The sequence below is a fragment of the Chitinophaga sancti genome, assembly GCF_034424315.1.
Classification (GTDB): domain Bacteria; phylum Bacteroidota; class Bacteroidia; order Chitinophagales; family Chitinophagaceae; genus Chitinophaga; species Chitinophaga sancti.
In genome coordinates, this window is sequence record NZ_CP139972.1 from 7,456,942 (window position 1) to 7,478,773 (window position 21,832).

The 21,832-nt window shown below is 44.7% G+C and carries 13 protein-coding genes; 8 read left to right on the forward strand and 5 right to left on the reverse strand.

The window, feature by feature from the left end:
- Positions 1 to 51: 51 nt before the first annotated feature.
- The 3 genes from U0033_RS29410 to U0033_RS29420 all read right to left on the reverse strand — a co-directional run bounded on the left by U0033_RS29410 (position 52) and on the right by U0033_RS29420 (position 4,780).
- Entirely contained in the window at positions 52 to 2,244 is a 2,193-nt protein-coding gene (locus U0033_RS29410) for a B12-binding domain-containing radical SAM protein (protein WP_072362033.1), read from the reverse strand.
- Positions 2,245 to 2,313: 69 nt separating this feature from the next.
- Positions 2,314 to 3,228 (reverse strand): EndoS/ChiA family endoglycosidase, encoded by a 915-nt coding sequence (locus U0033_RS29415; RefSeq protein WP_143150739.1) that lies wholly within the window; start codon positions 3,226 to 3,228, stop codon positions 2,314 to 2,316.
- A 190-nt stretch (positions 3,229 to 3,418) separates the two neighbouring features.
- Positions 3,419 to 4,780 carry a DNA/RNA non-specific endonuclease gene (locus U0033_RS29420; protein WP_072362040.1) on the reverse strand — a complete coding sequence of 454 codons (1,362 nt, stop codon included), beginning with the start codon at positions 4,778 to 4,780 and terminating at the stop codon, positions 3,419 to 3,421.
- A gap of 299 nt (positions 4,781 to 5,079) precedes the next feature.
- On the opposite strand from U0033_RS29420, the gene U0033_RS29425 reads away from it, so the two are divergent.
- The 8 genes from U0033_RS29425 to U0033_RS29460 all read left to right on the forward strand — a co-directional run bounded on the left by U0033_RS29425 (position 5,080) and on the right by U0033_RS29460 (position 17,107).
- Positions 5,080 to 6,114: a serine hydrolase domain-containing protein gene (locus U0033_RS29425; RefSeq protein ID WP_072362043.1), complete on the forward strand. Its 1,035-nt coding sequence runs from the start codon at positions 5,080 to 5,082 to the stop codon at positions 6,112 to 6,114.
- Positions 6,115 to 6,179: 65 nt separating this feature from the next.
- Positions 6,180 to 7,712 carry a tetratricopeptide repeat protein gene (locus tag U0033_RS29430; protein ID WP_177318610.1) on the forward strand — a complete coding sequence of 511 codons (1,533 nt, stop codon included), beginning with the start codon at positions 6,180 to 6,182 and terminating at the stop codon, positions 7,710 to 7,712.
- Between the two features lie 177 nt (positions 7,713 to 7,889).
- A complete protein-coding gene (locus U0033_RS29435) occupies positions 7,890 to 10,658 on the forward strand; it encodes a TonB-dependent receptor (RefSeq protein WP_072362049.1) in 2,769 nt (922 codons plus the stop codon).
- Between the two features lie 21 nt (positions 10,659 to 10,679).
- Positions 10,680 to 12,041, forward strand: coding sequence for a hypothetical protein (locus U0033_RS29440; protein WP_072362052.1), 1,362 nt, complete (start codon positions 10,680 to 10,682; stop codon positions 12,039 to 12,041).
- Between the two features lie 5 nt (positions 12,042 to 12,046).
- Positions 12,047 to 13,324: a histidine-type phosphatase gene (locus U0033_RS29445; protein ID WP_177318611.1), complete on the forward strand. Its 1,278-nt coding sequence runs from the start codon at positions 12,047 to 12,049 to the stop codon at positions 13,322 to 13,324.
- A gap of 183 nt (positions 13,325 to 13,507) precedes the next feature.
- Complete coding sequence (locus U0033_RS29450) at positions 13,508 to 15,481, forward strand: TonB-dependent receptor (protein WP_072362058.1); 1,974 nt, start codon at positions 13,508 to 13,510, stop codon at positions 15,479 to 15,481.
- Positions 15,481 to 16,104 (forward strand): nicotinamide riboside transporter PnuC, encoded by a 624-nt coding sequence (pnuC, locus tag U0033_RS29455; protein WP_072362061.1) that lies wholly within the window; start codon positions 15,481 to 15,483, stop codon positions 16,102 to 16,104. The genes U0033_RS29450 and pnuC overlap by 1 nt, the downstream gene beginning before the upstream one ends.
- Positions 16,097 to 17,107, forward strand: coding sequence for an AAA family ATPase (locus U0033_RS29460; protein ID WP_072362064.1), 1,011 nt, complete (start codon positions 16,097 to 16,099; stop codon positions 17,105 to 17,107). Before pnuC ends, U0033_RS29460 begins: the two co-directional genes overlap by 8 nt.
- A 237-nt stretch (positions 17,108 to 17,344) precedes the next feature.
- Here U0033_RS29460 and U0033_RS29465 read toward each other — a convergent pair whose 3' ends face one another.
- Together U0033_RS29465 and U0033_RS29470 are read right to left on the reverse strand one after the other, a co-directional pair.
- Positions 17,345 to 19,447 (reverse strand): hypothetical protein, encoded by a 2,103-nt coding sequence (locus tag U0033_RS29465; RefSeq protein ID WP_072362070.1) that lies wholly within the window; start codon positions 19,445 to 19,447, stop codon positions 17,345 to 17,347.
- 198 nt (positions 19,448 to 19,645) lie between these two features.
- Positions 19,646 to 21,805 (reverse strand): hypothetical protein, encoded by a 2,160-nt coding sequence (locus U0033_RS29470; protein ID WP_072362073.1) that lies wholly within the window; start codon positions 21,803 to 21,805, stop codon positions 19,646 to 19,648.
- Positions 21,806 to 21,832: the final 27 nt, after the last annotated feature.

Below are 21,832 nucleotides of genomic sequence, written 5' to 3' on the forward strand. Positions count from 1 at the left end.
ACTTTGAGTACATATCAAATTTAAAATAAATGAAGCATATTAAGAACCGCTTTATAATTGCAGCAAACCGTACTTATATAAGGTATTGATTGGTTTATTATCCCAGAATAATTCGAAGTCTTCAAGGCCGGCAGCAGTGTAATCGTCCATCACTTCTTTCAGGGTATAGGTCTTGCTGTTGCGAACAGATAACTGCTCCAGCATTCCTGCCAGCCATTGTCCCTTATCTGGTTCTACACTGATAGTGTGTTTATCTTTCTTACGCTGGAAGGTAAGGAGGGCTACTTCCCAGGTGGCACCTTTCTTGGATTTGGTCATGGTTTCTACAGTAGGTGTTCTTCCCAGCCAGACTACCTTAGCAGTAGGCTTTGCGGAAGCCAGTTCACTTTCCTGCAGTGCTTTCACAATATAATCAGGAGCTACTTTCGTCTTGGGTATTTTGAAGTCAAACCACTTTTGCAATGGATCATCCAGGCAAATGCCATGCATGAAGTTCAGCAGGGATTTTTTTAATCCATAGCTAAAGGTTTCATGTTCTGCCCCTGTTTCGTCCACGTGAATGATATCGTTATTGGCGAATGAGCCGACTATGTCGCTTTCTTTTTTCACGCTGAATTTCCCGGGTTCCAGTCCTACCGGGCTATGAGCCGTCATGGTGAACTGGTGCCAGAATGCAGATTGCAGGATTCCTGCCTGGAACATCTGGCGCACCATTTCCAGTGAATCAATGGTTTCCTGCGCAGTTTGTGTAGGGAAGCCATACATAAGGTAAGCATGCACCATTATGCCGGCTTCAGTAAAATGCTTATTTACCTGCGCTACCTGTGCAACTGTAATCCCTTTCTGAATAAGTGCCAGCAAACGGTCAGAAGCTACTTCCAGGCCACCGGAAACCGCTATTAACCCACTCTCCTTTAACAGTTGACAAAGGTCGCGGGTAAAGCTTTTTTCAAAGCGGATATTCGTCCACCAGCTTACGTTCAGTTTCCGCTTAATAATTTCCAGTGCCATGGCTCGCATCAATGCAGGGGGAGCTGCTTCGTCTACAAAGTGAAAACCATTTTGTCCTGTCTGTGCGATGATCTCTTCCATCCGATCACAGAGCAGCGCTGCTGCAATAGGCTCATATACCCGGATATAATCGAGCGAGATATCGCAGAAGGTGCACTTGCCCCAATAGCAGCCATGCGCCATAGTGAGCTTATTCCAGCGGCCATCACTCCACATGCGGTGCATGGGATTGACTACTTCAATAGCGGAGATATATTTGTCTAAAAGTAAGTCGCTGTAATCCGGCGTTCCTACCTGTGATTGCTTGTAATCCTTACAACTGGCATTGTTGATATAAGTGACCTTATCATCTACCAGGGTAAAGGTGCGTTTCAGTTCCGCACCAGGCGTGCCATTGATGTGGGAAATCAGTTGCTCAATGGGAGCTTCCCCATCATCCAGTGAAATAAAATCGTAGAACTCAAATACCCTTGGATCGGAAAGCGCGCGCAGTTCGGTATTAGCAAAACCACCACCCATGGCCACTTTTACCTGCGGATAATGTTGCTTTATCCACTGACCGCAACGGAGGCTGGTGTACAGGTTGCCGGGGAATGGAACGGAAATAGCCACCAGCTGGGGTTGTTCCCTTTCCATATGTTTACTGAGAATATCGATCAGGATATGATCGATGTAAGTGTATGCCTGCTGAAGAGCGGCGTAGAGCTCGTCGAAGCTATTAGCTGACCGGCCGAGTTTTTCAGCATAGCGGCTAAAGCCAAAATGCTCATCCACACATTCCATAATAAGGTCAGAAAGGTCTTCCAGGTACAGGGTCGCCAGGTGTTTGGCCTTGTCCTGGTTACCCATGGAGCCAAATGCCCAGTCGAGGTCTTCGAGCTGTGAAAAACGACTGGCTTCGGGGAGGAAATCCCTTTTACACACACGATGGGCGATGGTAGGATTCTTCCCTTGCAGAAAGGCGACCACATCATCTATTGTCATGATATAATCATCCTGCAGGGCAATGATGCGACTGATATTTTCTGAATGAGGTATTTGCAGCTGATTGATATGGGCAAAAAGCTTTCCCAAACCTTCTTTGGAAAATAAGGCCAGGGTTACTTCTATGCCAAGGTCAGCTTGAAAGGAGGAAATCCCCTTTGTATTCAGGAATCCTTTCAGATAAGCTGTGGCCGGATAAGGCGTATTCAGCTGTGTGAAAGGTGGTGTAATCAGAAAAACAGCACTCATTTGAGTGCGAAATTAGGGAAACCGGGGGAAAAAACGCTGCTACCGGCAGATAGCAGCGTCTGAAGGGCATTATTGCAATGCCCTGAATACTTTATTTGTGTAGGATGAATCTACGTTTCCGGCAAACACCATGATGCCTGCTTTCACCCCTGAGGAAGGCAACCATTGCGCAGCTGCTACCGCATTGCTCAATGAATTATAAGATTTAGTTACCCCGATCATGGTTTTAGCACTTCCAATCACATTGGCCCAGAGATTGAACCGGGAAGTGTTATTCTGGAAGTAACCCATGTCCTCTACGAAGTTCATGTACTTAGCCACGGACGTGTCCTGACCAATTGCATAACCCGCGGTTGGCGTACTGTAAATTGCAGCCGTGTATACGGTGGTGGTAGGACTGGAAGATAATGGCCCAAAGTATTTACCAAATTCCTTCACCAGGTTTTTGAAATTGGTATTGGCAGCTGTACTACCCATATGCTCCACATCGAGCGCAATGCCATCCAGGTGTAAGGAATCAACAACCATTCGTTTTACAAAAGCGGCAAACTGTGTGTAGGTAAGACCTGTACCATTGTAAGTAGTGAACGGCGTGGTCGTATTCCATGAATTGGCGTCATCAATGTTGTACAATACCTTTACACCCCTCGCTTGCAGTACATGTACATGATCCATGATCGATTTGTAAGAATGATAATTAGGGTTCACCGTGAGAATATAACTACTGCTGCTGCCATAATGAGTGGAGTCAGCAATCTCATAGGGCGTACCTTCAAAAAGCACGACTACATTCGCCTCGTTTGCGAAGTTCGTCAATGGCAGCAGGTTAGGCGTAGCATCGTACGCATAATAGGCTACTTTGAAATGTGTGGGCAATGCAGCTGGTGTGACAGCTTCGGTGTCTGGCGTCAATACCGGTTGTGTGTCTTTTTTACAGGCAACCATGACTACCGACAATGCTACTGCATACAGTAATTGTTTCATAAAAGATGGGATTTGGGTTTTAACGTGGTGTGTTGGAGCAAGGTAGGGGATTCTCTGTAAAAAAAGAACCTGCAGAACTAAAAAAGAAAAAAAAATAAAGAGCTTGTATCAAAAGTTATTTTAGCAAAACCGCTTCCAAATAGGAGCCACTAAAATTTTCTTATGACACAAGCTCTTTTTCAATAAGTTTTTACTGGTTATCAACCTGTGCTTCAATAGATGCTTGTATAGTGGTAGATACAGCAGAAAGCAGATCGTAACCGGTAGCTGTCTCAATGGCGTCTACGCTGGTACGATAGCTCTTCCAGTCGCTCCCAATAGAGTTATTATTGGGTGTATTGATGGCAATCACCCTGGTAGAAGTAGTGATACGACTCAGGTCACCGTTGCCATTGGAAAGTACAACCACTACCTTCCAGACATTACTGGGCACCGTTACATTACCACCATCGATCGTCGTCGCAGATCCGCTACTCCCGGTGCCGCCTGTACCATAACTTCCCATGATAATGTAACATTCATTACCTGCACTTACAAGTGTTCTGATGTAAGACTCAAAACCCTCCCAGGTTACCTGGTTATTATTCGGTGCCTGTGGAATCATGTTGGTCATTAGGAAGGTAGAAGAGTTAGCCGCAGTAGAAGAGGTCCTGTCGCCTGAAGGGCAGTTATGACCACGGTCAAAACCACTGCCTGAATAACTGGTAGCACCTACCTGGTACCAGCCTGAAGGTAAGGCTGTATTAGCACGAAAATCATTCTGACGGGAAGTGCTGCCAATATCACTACTGTTCAGGTGCCAGCTAACCCAGTTTGGTGTGCCCCTTACACTGTTGTAAGATTCGATGTAGTAGGTAGCATCGTAGAGATAATTGGTGGTGTACACGGAACTGGCTACGGCACCACTGGGATTACCTAACAGGAGATGACTGTTATCGCCTGTTGTACCGCCACCGCCACCACCGCTGGAAGAACCGGTTGTAACCACAACATCATCAATGTTGATCCTGTTAGTGCCACCAGATACTTTGCGGATAGAAAGACGGTAACTACCCGTTACGCTTACCGTGAACGTAGCGGTAGTCAGGGTAGTAGATGAACTGGTCACCGTACTGCCTACCTGTGAATAAGAACTACCACCGTCGGTAGAGATCCAGAGTTGCCAGGTGCTGCTGCCATCAGTGCCAAATACAGCGTGGGCAATTGTGATTGTAGTTGCTCCGCCGGTAGCGTCAAAGTTCATGTTGAGGATACCGGTGTTGCGGATACGAACGGACTGAGAACCGTTCTTTGCATCAGTAGATAGTGTGCCAATGAGGGCATCGTTGAGGCTCCAGCTACCACTGCTGAGCGTAACGTTGCCTGTTGCATAGGCGGTTTTAGTGCCTGACTCGAAAGATTCGCTTAAGGTGGTGGTAGTAGCTGCAATAGTTGCGGCCACAGTTTTGTCCTTGCTAGCGATGGGAGTGGGAGCTTGGTCTTTCTGACAGGATGCGACGATAAGTGCTGCTGCTGTAATATATAGCAGGCGAGACGACAGATAGGCTTTCATTACCTTGGGTTTTTATGAGGGTTTATCAAACTGGAAATTTACGGTATTTAGTGTGCCGGAAGTATGGGAAGAGAGGTTATTATTTTGTTACTAAATTAAACTACTGAAAAGAGGGGGTATGTGCCAATTGTTTTGTAAGTTCAGTACCAATCGCCTGAAACCAGCATCATAATCTTTGTATTTTTATAACTTAACAACAGCAGCAGGTATTGTAAGAAACGAAAGTTCAGGGTGGATTTTAACAGCTTCGCGGTGAAAAACAAAAACAGACCTTTTACCTTCACGTACCTTCGATACATATGAGCAAGATCCTAATCACATTATTGTGTCTATACAGCACTATTGCCTGTGGACAGAAATACGATTTCTCCGCTGTCGATAAATTCATCGAAGACCATGCTACCGTTTATGATGATGGGGTAGCAGTACTGGTGACCCAAAATGGTAAAGTGATTTACAAGAAAGAACTGGACCTGAAGGTAGATGATAAAAGGCTCATCGCTTCCTGTTCCAAATGGCTGTCAGGTGCCGTGATCATGTCATTGGTAGATGAAGGGAAATTATCATTGACCGATACTGTCGGGAAATTCCTGCCCATTTTTACCCAATATCATAAAGGCAATATCACCATTCGCCAGCTCTTCTCCCATACGTCCGGTTTCCCGGGCAATAGCCCCCGGCATTATGAATCCAGCGGATTTATGACACTGGAATCAGCAGTCGATTCCATCGCAGTATTTACAGGCCTAATCAATCCTCCCGGTACGAAATTTAATTACGGTGGCGTAAGCATGCAGGTAGCAGGTAGAATTGCAGAAATAGTTTCCGGCAAATCCTGGCAGGCATTATTCAATGAAAAAATCGGGAAGCCTTGTGATATGAATGCGAACTATGTAATTATGAGCTTTCGTAATCCAATGATCGCTGGTGGCGTCAGAACATCTGCCACTGATTACGTCCACTTCCTGGAAATGATTGTAAACAAAGGTGTGTATAAAGGTCAAAGAGTACTAAGTGAAGCGGCTATCGCTACCATGCTGCAGGACCAGACAAATGGTGCGGTAATAGAAAATACACCCTATCCCAGGAATCCTTTTTCTCCCCAGCCTGAAAAACCCGTTCGCTATGGTATCGGTAACTGGATTGATGTCGTTAATCCTGATGGAACAATCCTGGAAACAAGCAGCCCTGGTGCATTTGGTACACATCCCTGGCAGGATGAAGTGCATCATGTAGCAGGTATTATCTTTACCAGGACAGAACTAAAAAAGAGTGCCCTTGTAAGTTTACAGATCCGCAAAATGATCAGGGATATCCTGAATAGTAAGCCTTAACAATTTCTTAATATTAAAGGCGTTTCTTTGCCATCAGTATGCGTATTTTCTTATTGTGCTTATTAATGGCAGTGAATAGTGCATTTGCACAGGAGGTAGATCAATCAGAACAGGCTACGCCCGAATTTCCCGACTCCGCCTTTTTGAAATTGAAGGAGGTCTATAGTAAATCTATTGAAGAAAAAGATCACGTTACCACAGGCGTATCACTTCAAAAGATGGGTAATATCTGTTATTACCTGGGCAACTATCCACAGGCATTAGAATATCATCTCAAGGCTGACAAGATCTTTCGTGAGCAAAAGCGGAAAGACCTGCTTGCCGGCAACCTGAATGATATGGGTATCTTATATTATTATAACAGGCAGATTTCCATTGCCCGTAAACAATATGATGAAGCCTTATTGATCTATAAGCAACTTGGAGATGGCGAAGGTCTCGCTATGACCTATGGTAAAATAGGGCACTTATATGAAAAAAGCACTAAGTATGACAGCGCTTTTACCTACCAGCGTAAGGCCTTGTCGCAATACAGTAGTCTTGCCAGGAAAAAGGGGATGGCTAAGATCTACGAAAACATCGGCAGCATTTACGAAGACCTCGCAAATTTTGATTCCGCATATTATTATTATAGTCATGCCTATGACCTCTATGAGCAGGAACACGAACGTGTGGCCAGCATAGAAGTCTTAAATAACCTGGGCGACATTTTTCGCAAGACAGGCCGATACAGTGAAGCCCTTTTGCGTACCCGCCAGGCATTGCTGCTGGCAGAAAAGATCAATGACCTTTATGAAAAGGGGGCCGCTTACCGGGATCTAGGCAAGACCTACGCCCTTATGCAGCAAAAAGACAGCGCTTATCTCTATTCAGAACTCTCCCGCAAAGCAACCATTGATATCTACTCTTTGGAGAATAACCGCCAGACCGCTTTCCTCAGCGTGCTGTTTGATATTAATAAAAAAGATGCTGAGATCACCGGCCTGGAACATACCAGGAATATCCACATCATTGTCACCATTGCAACTATCGTCGTCCTTATATTATTACTGATCTTAGGCCGTGTGGTATTAAGCCGCCAGCGTCTTATGCATGCTACCCAACAGGAACTGATGCAGACAGCACTGGAAAATAAAGGACTACAGGAAGATAAATTAAGACAGGAACTGGAGATAAAAGGAAAAGAACTGGCCTCCAATACCCTCCATATGATCCAGAAAAACCAGTTGCTGGAAGAACTGAAAGGTAAACTGGAAGTAATGGCCAAAGATGATAAGCGCGACCAGAAGAAACAGATCCAGCAGGTGCTACAACAGATCAATGTAAGTTTTAATCATGATGAGTATTGGAATGAATTCCGGGATGTATTTGAACAGATTCACCAGGATTTCTTTGTCAATCTTCGGAAGAAGAAGGAAGATCTGAGTCATAATGATGTGCGATTGGCCGCGCTCATAAAGCTCAATATGAACTCAAAAGATATGGCCACTTTGCTGGCAATTTCCCAGGATAGTTTGAGAGTAAGTCGTTATAGATTGCGCAAAAAATTGGGTTTGGATGAAGGAGAAAGCCTGTCGGCTTTCATTCATTCGTTATGATTGTGTTACGGTAACAATTTGTTAATGCACAACATAGTATTTGATTTTCAACCACTTACCGCCACTTGTTGCCGTCTTGTATACGCTCCCGTTTACGCTGTTACATTTTGTTCACGCTGCTTTTTCGGTTTCAAACACACCTTTTTTCAACTTGCAGCAGCTTTTAAAACTGCTACAATGAGGCGACACTTCTTCCTTTTCATGATGCTGATTGTTGGAACACTTTCAGCCTTTTCTCAAAAGATCCATCTGACTGGTCAGGTCATTGACCAGGTTTCCGGCGACCCATTATCAGGAGCCAGCATCACCATAGAAGCCAGGGGAAAACAACAATCTGTAGTTTCCGGCCTTAATGGCGCCTTCATTTTTAAAAACCTGCCAGAAGGCACTTACCCTGTACATGTAAAATATGTAGGATATAAACATTTCTCCGGTTCTATCTCTGCAGGCACACCGCTGAAAGTAATCCTGGAGAAAGAAGAACGCTCCCTCCATGCCGTAGACATCTCCGGCAGGCACGATAAAACGTCTGCTGCCTCCGCTATCCAGGCTGACAGAAGAGCAAACGTAGTCATGAACTCCCTTGCTGCCAGAACCATCGAAATCTCTCCCGACCTCTCCGTAGCCAACGTTTCTCAGCGTATCTCCGGCGTTTCCCTGGAAAGAAGTACCAATGGTGAAGGTCAGTACCCCATCATCAGGGGAATGGACAAACGCTACATTTACACCCTGGTAAATGGTATCAAGATCCCCAGCCCTGACAATAAAAACCGTTACGTACCACTCGATATCTTCCCTGCTGACCTCCTGGACAGGCTGGAAGTGATCAAGTCACTCACGCCAGACAGGGAAGGTGATGCGATAGGTGGTGCCATTAATATGGTCATGAAAGATGCACCTGATCAATTCAGCATCCGTGCAAATGCAGCAGTAGGTTATGCAGATAAATTCGCACACCAGGACTTCACTACCTTCAATCACAGCACAAGCCTGGATCGCTCTCCACGGGCAACCAACACTGCCGCTTATCAGGCTACTATGAAGGATTTTCCCAACAGTGCCTTCACTTATAATACCAAAAAGAACCCGGTCAATACCCTCTTCAACCTGTCTGCAGGTGGTCGTGTATGGAAAGATAAACTCGGTATCATCGTAGCGGGTAGCTATCAGAATAATTACCGGAACGTAAATTCCGTATTCTTCGATACCGAAACAGACATGAACAATGGCGATGCGAAAGTGACCAGCATCCAATCCAGGAATTATTCTATCCAGCAACAACGTAGTGGCCTGCATACCAAATTTGATCTGAAACTGGATGACAGGAACCAGGTCAAATTATATGTAGCCTACATGAACCTGGCTAAGAATGAATTCAGAAGTAAGTCTGACACCAACCTGGTCCTGGGTCGTACCGGCGAAGGAACGGGCCGTATCAGCAACAGTTACAGAACTTACCACGACGTACAGCAGATCTTCAATACTACCCTGAGTGGTAACCACGAGATCACCCCACGTCTGCACATGGATTGGTCAGCAGTATTCAGCAAGGCATCTGACAACAGACCTGACGAAGCTACCCTGAGCCTCACCACCGGCGTAAGTAAAGATGCTACTTCCGGTGCCCTGGTGCAAGCTCCACTCTACCTGGATGGTACTTCCAGCCGAGAATTTACCCGCAACTCAGATCAGGATAAAGCGGGTTACCTGAACTTCACTTATAAAACCGATATCGCAGATGCAAAGGTTGACTGGTCAGCAGGTGGTATGTACCGCAATAAGACCAGAACCAGTACCTATGACGAATATACGCTGCGCCCTACCGATCCTAGCACACAGACTTACAACGGTAATATTAATAACAACAACTTCACCGTATTCAATGGCGAAGGTACTGCTACCAATGCCCTGAACTACGATGCTACTGAAAATGTAGGTGCAGGCTATGCAATGGCAAAGATCACCTGGCGTAGAATGGAACTGACTGGTGGTGCACGTTATGAGCACACAGACCTGAGCTGGACAAGTGCCGTGCCTAACACCGTTTCCGGTAAAACAGGTTCCATTAACTACTACGATGTATTACCATCTGCCTTACTGAAGTACACTATCGACAAGCATCAGGCATTGCGTTTATCTTATTATTCTGCTATCAGCCGTCCAAACTTCTACGAAGTGATTCCTCATACAGGTGGCGACCCGGATGCTGATTACCAGGAGAGAGGTAATTCCAACCTGAAGAGAACCACTGCTGATAACTTTGACCTCCGTTATGAATATTATCCTCATGGACTGGACCAGTTACTGGCAGGTATTTTCTATAAGAGATTAAATAACCCGATTGAATATGCACTGGAAAATGTAGGTACCAATGTATACTACATGCCAGACAATTTTGGTAAAGCCAGCAACTACGGTTTCGAACTGGATGTAACCAAATACCTCCGTAAGTTTGGTGTAAGAGCAAACTATACTTACACGCACTCTGCTATTACTACAGCTAAGACTTTATACTACAGTACCGGCACCGGTACTTCTCAGAAACAGGTGGAACAGACAAGACCACTGCAGGGGCAATCTGCACACGTGGCAAACATTTCCCTCTTATTCAAGGATGATAATAAACTGGGGCTGAATGCACAGCTGGCACTGGGGTATACCAGCAGGAGAATCAATACCGTATCCCAGTTCCTGGACAATGATATCTGGCAGAAAGGTTTTACACAAATGGACTTCTCTGTCGAAAAGAGCTTCTGCAGGCGCTTCGCGGTGTATGCGAAGGTGAATAATATCCTGAATACACCGTACGAACTGGAGATCAGGCAACCATATACTGCAAGCGGTATCACCGGCAGTGTGCCTCACCAGACATTGGGCAAGAATACATTCGTTCGTAAAGATACTTATGGTGCGAACTACCTGCTGGGTGTAAAATTCAAATTATAAGACCAACAAAATCAGACTACCATGCAAACTAAAAATATCATGCTGTTAGGCTTACTGGGACTTGCTTTCAGTGCCTGTCATAAAGAAGAATCTGTAAAGGTATCTACAGCTGCGGTAACTGTAGGCCAGACCATTACTTCCGATACCCTATCGGGTGCTGTAAAAGGAACTTTACAATCAGGACACACCTATTATTTTCGCTCAGATATTACGATCAATGCAGGCGATACCCTGCTGATGCAGGAAGGTACTAAACTGATCGCACTGGGTGATGGTAAAACAACTGCTACCAGCCCTCAGATCACGAATAATGGTACATTCATTAGCCTGGGTACAGAGGACAATAATAACTTCATTACAGTAAAAGATAGCCTGCGTACCACATCAAATATCGGTGCTGGTTTCTGGGGGGGTATTCAGTGTGGTGCAGCCAGTGGTGATGTGATTATCAAATGGACACATCTGGAATTTGCAGGTGGACCTGCCGGTGATGCTGCAGACCCTGCGGTATTTGCTTCCGGCGACCCGCGTAACTTTCTCAGCTATACGAATATCAATGGTCATGTAATCGTGGAAGATTCATGGTTCTATGGTAGTACAGATGACGGTATCCGTATCCTGCATGGTAATATCAGCTTCATGCGCAATACCTTTGAAGCATGTGGCAAAGCAGGTGGAGAGTCGCTGAACATGAAAGCAGGTACAGTAGGTGATGTGGCTTACAATGTATCGATCGGTGCAGCTACCAATTCATTCAAAGCGTCTAATAGTGGTGGTGCAACCGTGCAAACAAATGTGTATGTTTATAATAATACTATGCTGAATGGCGGTATGCGCCAGGTGAAATCAGGTCGTGGTGGTTCTATCAACTTTGAAAAAGGTGCGCAGGGTAAGATCTATAACAACATTGTCGTAAACTGTCGCTTTGGCCTGAGAATTACATCAGATGCAGATACTACACATATCGCGTATAACAATCAGTACTACTATGCGAATGCAGATTATATGATCAGGCAGTTCAATGCAACAGATGGAATAGCCAGAACAGCTGGTGCTGATATCCGCAGTGCATCAGTAAAAGATAAGAACCCACTTTTTGGTTCATACAATGTTGATCAGTTTGATTTCTCAACAGTGACCCCTCCGCTGGATATAACAAAGATGCCGTTGACCATTATCACTGCGCAGGCTTACAACTGGATTTTACTGCCGGGTTCACCAGGGCTGAGAAAGGGCGATGCAGATAGTTTCAAGGCACAGGCAAAAGTAACAACAGGCGGTACATATGGTGCAACTATACTCCAGCCAGGAGTGGATCTGGGAGCTTATCAGTCTGATGGAACCGGTAACCATCATTATACTACAAGTTTAGCGTCTAAATAATGAGCATGTTTAAGATCGTATTCTTTTTATTATTGAGTGTGACTGCCGTAGGGCAGAGTTATACAGGAACGAAAACACCATATCCGTTTAAACAGGGGGAATATACACCGCTGCCCAAAGGGTACACCGCCGCATATGTAAACTATACCGGCAGACATGGTGCACGATTTATGACCAAGGCAGGGAGTGATGTAAAGCTGTTGGCATTATTCAACAAGTCGCAACTAACGCCACTGGGTGATAGTGTCAAAGTGATGACCGAAGCCTTCCTGCAAATAGAAAAAGACAATTACGAAAATATCAGTTTACTGGGCGATGCAGAGCAGCATGCAATAGGAGAGCGCCTTCGCAAAAGAGAAGCAACCGCATTCAAAGGCCGCGGTGTAACAATAGAAGTGACGCATAAGAAAAGAACAAGGCAGAGCGCAGATGGTTTCCTGAAAGCATTTGCAGATTACAAAGGGAAGCAAGAATTTATGATGGTGCAGGACACCAATGAAAATGTGCTGCGGTTCTATGATCTTTCTCCCGCGTATGAAGCATATAAAGATGGAAAAGTAATTGCAGCAAGAGTGGACTCCTTACAGCAAGATCCCCGTAGCAAAGAGATTGCATCACGTATCAGTAAAAGGTTATTTACCGAAACCCTGGCTGAAAAAGACCAGGCAGCAGTAGCCGCATGGTTGTATGATCTTTACAGTATCCAGTTTTCGCTCGTCATAGAAATGCAGCAGGCGAAAGTATATTTTGATTTTGGCAAAGCCTTTACAAAAGAAGACCTGCAATGGCTGGATAAAATTAACAGTGCTGCCGATTTCCTGGAGAAAGGTGCAGGATTGGATCCATTAGGAATTCAATCAAGAATTGCAGCGCCTTTATTATTAGATCTTGTTACTACGACAGATGCGCTTACCAGGGGCAGGTTGCGAAAGGATGCCGTATTAAGGTTCTCCCATGCAGAAGCCATTTCTCCATTAGCCACCCTGATGGGTATTCCTGAAGCAAGTGTACCATCCGCCAGTATTTATGATTTTGATAAGCACTGGAAAGCAGCGAATATCATTCCTTTGAGTGCGAATATTCAGTGGATTATTTATGGTAATGGGAAAAAATATTTAGTAAAGGTATTACTGAATGAAAGAGAAGTTGCCCTGCCTGTAAAAACTACTAATTATCCCTACTACAAATGGGAGGATGTAAAAAGCTACTACCTAACTAAATTGAAGAAAATAGGCGTAAAGCCGGGCGATGATATGCACAAGTTCTTGTTAAACATAAAATAAGGATTATCAATTTATTGCCGGCCGCTGGCCTCGCTCAACGAAAAATGCTTCTGTTATAAACAGAAGCATTTTTTTTGTTATTTAAAACCAATTCCTATATTTGTGTAATAATTACATTATTCTATGCCTATGATCTAGTCATGTGATAACCCATTAATAATAATTTAGAGGACAATATAATATATGAAACGACATCTACTTGCTACTGTATCAGTATTGTTATGGACTTTGTTTGCCAACGCCCAGGATAAGGATACAATTACCCAAAAGAAACTGGATGAGGTAGTCATCTATAAGGCTAATACCATTACGCCTGTCACCTACCAGAACCTGAACATGAAAGTAATAGACCAGAAAAACACCGGTCAGGAACCTGCATTCTTACTCTCAGAAACTCCTTCCATCACCGTATATTCTGATGCCGGCTCCTACCAGGGCTACTCTTATTACAGGATGCGCGGTATGGATCAAACCCGTATCAACACGACCCTTGATGGTATGCCACTGAACGAGCCGGAAGACCAGGGTGCTTATTTCTCTAACTACCCTGACATTCTCAACTCTATCAGCAATATCCAGCTCCAGCGTGGCGTCGGTACCTCCAAGAATGGTGCTGCCAGCTATGCAGGTAGTGTACAGCTCTTTTCTCCGGATTTAAAGGATTCTGCTAAAACCACTATCGGGGGTGGTTACGGCGCGTACAACAGCTACCGCCTCTTTGGCGAATACCAGACCGGCATTAAAAATCACAAAGCCTTCTACGTACGTGCTTCGCAGGTAGCTACAGATGGCTATAAATATCATGCTGCCAATAACTCCCAATCCATTTTCATGAGCGGTGGACTGTTCTATGATAAAAGCACCTGGAAACTCAACCTCATGGCAGGTCATCAAAAGAATGACATGGCCTGGCTGGGTGTTGCCGATACCCTCATAGCAAAAGACAGGAGAACCAATGGCAACCTGCCCAATGAAAAAGACCATTTCTTCCAGGGCCTGGTTCAATTGCAAAATATCTGGCAGCCCACTGCCCACGCGGCTATCAGCTCCAGTGTATATTACACTTACCTGAAAGGTGGTTATGGCTTCGATGGTAACAACTATATGGGGCTGCCATCAGAAGGCTACCTGTTTAACTACAATTTCCAGTCTCATTTTGTCGGTTTATTCAGCAACTATACATTGTCCAAAGATCATTATAAATGGACTACCGGCATTCATGGAAACCTTTACAACCGTCGCCATGCAGGCACTGACAATGTAGTTGGAGAACTATATCGCAACAAAGGTTATAAAAACGAATTAAGTGCATTCAGTAAAATAGAATATTACCTGAACCGCTTCACGCTTTATGCAGACCTGCAATACAGAATGACCACCTTCGATTACAAAGGCAGCGTACCATTCAACGAAATTCACTGGCAGTTCCTCAACCCTAAAGCTGGGGTGAACTTCGCCGTGAATCATTCTACCAGCCTGTACTACAGTATTGGCCGCACGGGTCGTGAACCAACAAGAAATGATCTCTTTGCCGGTAATGACGATCTGCCTGCTAACAGTACATTCCATCAACAAGCAGAATCAGTTGTGGACCAGGAACTGGGGATCAGGATCAATAAACATGCATTCAATTTCCAGTTGAACGCCTACTATATGAACTTCAGCAATGAGATCGTATTAAATGGTAAGATCGGCCCGAATGGTTTATTGCTAACTGACAATGTTAAGAGCAGCTACAGAACCGGTATTGAACTGAACGCTGCTTATCAGTGCCATGCATTCCGCTTTAGCAACAACAGCTCTTTCAATCATAGCCGTATCAGGGAAGAAAGTACCACCTTCAGCCCTATCCTCACGCCCCGGTTTATCATCAACCAGGAAGTAGGGTACCAGTATAAACAATTAGGATTGGCAGTATCCGGCAGATACCAGGATCGTTCTTACCTGGACTTTGCAAATACCAATACTATCGGGAGCTACGTTTTAGTGAATGCACGCGCTGAATATACATTAAGGGGTTGCACACTCAGTTTCTTTGTCAATAACATTACGGGGGCTAAGTATTATAACAATGGTTATGTAGAAGCAGACGGTACCCGTAAATTATTTGCACAGGCACCCACCAATGTGTATGCTGCCTTTAAATACAGCTTCTGATGAATTACCTGGACATCAACCATATTGTATGTACCATTATGGGATACCCACTCAGTTATATAGAACTGTTGGGTACCCTGTCCGGTCTTATCTCTGTTTATTATGCCTCCAGGGGCAATGTGCTTACCTGGCCCACAGGTATAATCAACGAGATTGCATTGGCCATTTTATTCTACCAGGTACAATTGTATGCTGATATGTTTTTGCAGGTATTCTTCTTTGTCGTCACCATTTTCGGATGGTATCACTGGAAGAGCAATAAGGCAGATGTACCGATTACAAGATTGAGACACAAAAAATGGTATCTCCTCAGCCTGGGTGCCGGAACGCTGCTATTAGGTACCTGTATTAAAAACCTGCCTCAGTGGCTGCCTGTATATTTCCCGCATCCGGCTGCTTATCCGTATATAGATTCTTTTGTTACAGTAGCCAGCATCCTGGCAACAATATTGCTGGCAAAAAAGCAACTGGAAAACTGGATCTTCTGGATAGTCGTAGATGTAATTAGTGTAGGACTGTACCAGGTAAAAGGAATTAATTTTTTATCAATAGAGTATGTCATTTTTTTAGGACTTGCATCCTGGGGATTGTGGCAGTGGCATAAAAAATTGAGGTATGCGTAAAGCATTTGTATTTGGAAAATTTATGCCTTTTCACAAAGGCCATGAGGCAATGATCCATTTTGCCCTCACGAAATGTGATTTCCTCTCGGTATTGATTTGTGTGAGTGATAAAGAAACCATGCCAGCAGTATTGAGAAAATCGTGGCTGGATGAAACCTTCAAACATGAACAGCGGGTAGAGATCCTGACTTATCATTATGATGAGAATATCCTGCCTGCTACCTCTGTCTCCTCTGCCAGTGTATCTGAAGTATGGGCAGCTGTATTCAAAGAATTATTTCCCGGTTATAGTATCGTGGTAACCTCAGAACCTTATGGTGACCTGGTGGCGGGCTACATGGGAATTCATCATATCGCTTTTGATCCTGAAAGAAAGATCGTTCCGGTATCCGCTACGATGGTAAGGAATCACCTGGCAGCGGCATGGCCTTACCTGCCGGATAGTGTGCAAGCTACGATGGTAAAAAAGGTCGTAATCTTAGGTACAGAATCTACCGGTAAAACAACCCTCACGGGCAAACTGGCAAAGTACTTCCACGCAGCAGCAGTCATGGAAGCAGGTCGTGATATAGTAGAAGACTCCAACGATTTCAGTATGGATGATCTGTATGCCATCGCTACAGCACATGCCCACAAGATACAGACCACTGATGCACCTTTGCTGATCATAGATACAGATATTCATATCACCATCTCTTATGGTGAATATGCTTTCGGACTTACGATACAACCGGAAGAAAACATATTTACCATCAATAAAGCAGATCTTTATTTGTACCTGGACAATGATGTACCCTATGTTCAGGATGGAACCCGTATGGATGAAGCAGCAAGAAATGAACTGGACCTTTCACACAGAAATGTGCTGGAGAAATATGGTGTTAACTACACAGTTATCAGTGGTAATTGGGAAGAGCGGTTTGAACAGGCTGCAGGGTTAATAAATCGCCTTGTAAACTTACGTTCACAAGGCGCAAACTTTTCAAGCGTCACACACAGTTAATAGAACAAACTGTGGGGCAGATGTGACCGCAACTGGAATTACTGGCTGCGTCTTTTACATTGTTGTTTCCTTTAGCTTGATTGTCAGTGGCTAAGCTGGAGATTTTGAGCTTGCCCAGCTGGAGTTTTTTTGAATGGTTCTTTTTCATACAATAATGGATATTTTGATCTACAGAAGGTAACATATTTTCTGATCAATAACAAAAAGGGCCGGCTTAGCAAAGCCGACCCTTTTATTTTAATAAGTAATTTCCACCTTCACCCCATCCGGGCTGTTCGGGAACTTCAACAGCAATGTTTTTGAAGTATTATCCCAGACCTGTACAATACCGGATGTTACATTCACCGGTTGCGCCGGCAATGATACCCGCATCACATTATTCGTCAATAATGGGCCTGTAGCAGTAAAGGAAAACTTCCTGCCACTAAGATTGATAGCAGTTACCCTTGCTGCAGCACACAATACCGCAGGTTTACCCACCGGTCTTCTTTTTAAAGCATACAAATAAGCTTGTTCCCCGGGCTTTATTACTTTTTGAGCTAACACAGGCAATGCCGGATCAAACAGGTCAATAAGCGGCTCCTTAATGGTCAAAGCCGTCGTATCTGCATTTTCATCCATCACAGCTGCGATGGTAAACGGTCCTCTTTCCAGGTAAAAGCTATTTTTCATCTTCCAGTTTTTACCACCACCACGCACATAAGCTGCTTTGATCAAATCCACGAAAGCCTGATCCTGTCCTGCTTCCATTACCTGTTCCTTAGGATCTTTACGTACCACATATACGGTGCCACGGCCCACAGGATGTGCAACACCTTCAGTGGCAGTAATGCCCAGTTGCTTAAACAGGTCTTCCGATGCCGCTTTATAATGATTGCCCTTCGTATTCCACCATTCCTGCACTTCCTGGAACGGATCATCATCTCTTCCTTCATAGACCAATACTCCTCCGCGACGAACCCATGCCGCCAGCTGCTCATGCACACCGGCCGCAAATGGTTTCATATCTGCATAGCTCATGATCAATACCCGTATATCTTTCAGTGCATCTGCAAAACCTAAGTTCTCCATATGTATCGTCTGCACAGGAATACCACGTTTCAGCAAGGGCAATACCATGCCATACCAGTTCGATAACTGTGGATCCTCATAACCCTTATGCGTAGGAAAACGCTGGAACATGATACTATTCCCCAGCAGGATACCAATACCAGTTGTACCGGATACTTTATTGTCAGAAAGCGGCATATCATTCAGTGAGTTCACCATCACCTGCATCTGCGTAGCATATGCCGGCGAAATAGGTTGCGCTTCATCTGAACCTGCCATCCTGAATTTACCCAGGTATATCCTGTTCGGCCATGGCATCACCTCGTATTGATCCACTTGCGGATACAGCAATTTTGCAGTAAAGGTAGCCTGGTAGTTCACCTTATAATCATCCCAGGAACGTACGCCATCTTCAATCGGGTCTGTGAGAAAATATACCTGCTTTTTCGTAGGGGCGATCATGCTATACAGGGTATTATATTCCAGGTAGGCATTCTCAAACACTCTTTCTTTACGTACGCCATTGAAGTAATTCGGCACCCTCGATGTACCAGTCCATACCTGCGCAATATAGCCATCCATGCCCGGCAACTGTGCCAGGCTGGCTTCCGGACTTACTATATGCCACGATGCATAGTTCAATAAGGAATGCGTAGGCACAAAACAACGCACCTTACCCTTACTATAGTCTTTCACATACAGGAATACCTCCTTCAGTGCATTAAAGAATAACTGGTACTTCAGTTTCGAAGACAAATAAGTGGCTTCTGCCGTAGCATCCTGTGGCATCCATGCAAACCCATAGTAATCCTGCCAGGCTTTCTTAAATGGTTCCTCATAACCCCCAAAGGCCCAGAACTCAGGTTCCTCCAGGTAAATAGCCGTCACGCCCTCATCAATCGCTTTCTTTACATGCGATTTGATATAATTGATGTAAGTCTCCGTCGGCACGATGTACGGTACTTCCGGCCCGTGCCAGATAATATTCCCGCTCACATCTTTCTGCCCCTCATCAAAATGCGTTTTACCATCAAAGTTCCCCCTGAAATAATCCTGGTATTCACCCCATGCAATCCCTGTCATAAACTGGATCGTGTAGCCCTTTTCTTTCCACGATTGAGCACGGGTATGAAATGTACTATCCATGCCATACATAATAGCAACATCCGCCCGCACGTCATATTCCGGGCGCCATTTTTCTGCAATCTGGAAGGAAGTTTTTTCTTTTTGAGCAAAAGCCGGCATTGCCAATAATAGCAAAGCAGCCAGGAAGCTGTTCTTTGTAGTCATTGTTCCTGATAATAAAAGTTGAGACCCTAATAAAATTATACCGGAACAAAATAATAAAAAATGGCTGTTTTTTATTACAAACTTAGCCAGTGTCTATTATTAAAATAATCAGACCATTCCTCCTGGTTTGTTGCCATATCATAAAAATACAAAAGAGGGGTGGAATAGGCCACCCCTCTCTAAAACTATAAACAACAACTATGCGTTAGGACACTTCTGAGATACTGAGAATCCCACCGCCTTTACACCGTACCATGGGAACTGTGTACTGCTATTCAGGATCACTCTTGTCTGCGCGGAGATACTCAATGCATATCCGCAGGTATCCATCCCCTTCACATCCAGTGACCATGGTAAATTAGCATCACCATTATCACCAATACTATTATAATAGTGATTCAGTGGAACGGGGAAAGCGCCATTCGTGTGCGAAGATGGTTGCAGACTGAAATCCCAGTTCGCAAAGTAAGGATGCGTAGCACGCAGCGCACCATTGATCATGTGATTTGCATCTGTCTTATCATAGCAATGACAATCGCCACCTGTGATGACCAGGTCAATTGATTTGCTGACATCCAGCGATGTATTCGCGGTAGGACTAATCGTCATCGGCTCATTACAGATCACCACGGAGAAAGTATCCGGATATACAACCGTGCCCGTAGCATCGTAATGCGAGAACCGGATCGTATACTTGCCATCAGCCAGGCCACCAGTGCTCCAGCCAGCCAGGTAATTGTATTCATTGTAAATACCCAGTGCCGGATTGGCTTTATAAATAAACCAGCCATCTGCAGGATTTTGTGCATCTGCGTATTCCAGGTTCGGATCCGGGTTGAAATCGATCATTGCAAAACTTTCTGCAGTAGATACCGGTGCATAAGTGCTATCAGCTGCACCATACTTCTTGTATTCAATCTTATACTTGATCTCACCATTGAAACCATTCCGGTTAATGATCCCATGGAAGCTCACCCATCCACCATAAGGACGGTTATTATCCCTGGTAGGAGAAGAGGATGCGTTCACCAGGAAACTCACCGTATCGATGGAATCGCGGTCTACGCCACCCACCAGTGTCAGTTCTCCTTCCACATGCGCTGCCTGGCTTGGACGGATCTGCACCACAGCATCCACCCTGTTGCCCCATGTATTCAGTGCATTCGGATTCGTAGTAGAAGGGAGCGAAGACCAGGATAGTACAGCACGCACCCTGATAATATTAGGATTGGTACAGCTCCTGATATGTTTGCTCAGGTTAATAGGCAGGTCTACATTGTAATACAGGCCATCTTCAGGAATGTTGCTGATATCATGAACGGTTACACTGGCCGTACCTAAGTATTGGGTGAAAGTACCGTTGTTATCCCAGTCAGCCCAGAAAGCCACATGTTCCTGTGAGCCTGCATGACACATGTCGCCACTGAAACCGCTGTTCTTTTTTACTTTGATTACCGCACCCAGTGTATCCTGTGCCGTATTCAGACCTACACAGGTCACTTCTTCAAATGTTACATCTGCCTGACCTACAGGTTGCAGGATGATCTTGGAAATAGCACTGATATCAACTTTGAGTTTGCTAATATCTGCCAGGTTGTAACCAGAAACAGCTTTATAGAATTTGGTGCCGTTGCTGATCTTTGCGGCAACAGACGGATAGAAAGTACGGTGATCCGGCACCTCCGCACGCTTGTAGCTAGTGTACAGCTGCTCTAATGGCGGCACAGAGACTACAGGTGGTAAGTCTACCTTTGCCTGCAGGTCAATATTCGCTAAAAAGTCTGGTTTCTCCTTCACATTCAGCAGTGTGAAAATGTCATCCCAGATAATGAACTTTTTGCGGGGCAGTTGAATATGCACATTCTTAACACTACCATAATATGGAACAGCATTCGGATCAGCAGAAGGAATGGTGTTCCAGGATAACACGGCTCTCACAGTAGGAATGACTGCCTGGTTACAGGAAAGAAAGCGGCGGTATTTCTCATCATTGATGTACAGGAAGGTCATGTACTTCAGCGGATGTTGCGGACCAGCAGGTGCTTCAGAAATGTCTGCTACTTTGAAGCTGGTGTATCCCATATCCTGGAATCCGCTACCATCTTTGAAATCTACAAAGAAGCGTACATATTCTTTAGAACCGTTGCTACAAAGACCGCCGCTGTAGCCGCTGGATTGCTTGATGCTTACAATCGCCTCCAGCTTGCCTTTGGAGGGATTGTAGCCTACGCAGGAAAGCTCTTCCCAGGTAGTATTGCTGTTGGTGATAGCAGACTTAGAAATAAATGACTGCAATAAGAAGGTCTGGCGGGTAAAGAGTTGTTCCGCTGACAGACCGGGAATCTTCAGATTTTCCATGACGATTTTTTTGGGGTGATAAACTAT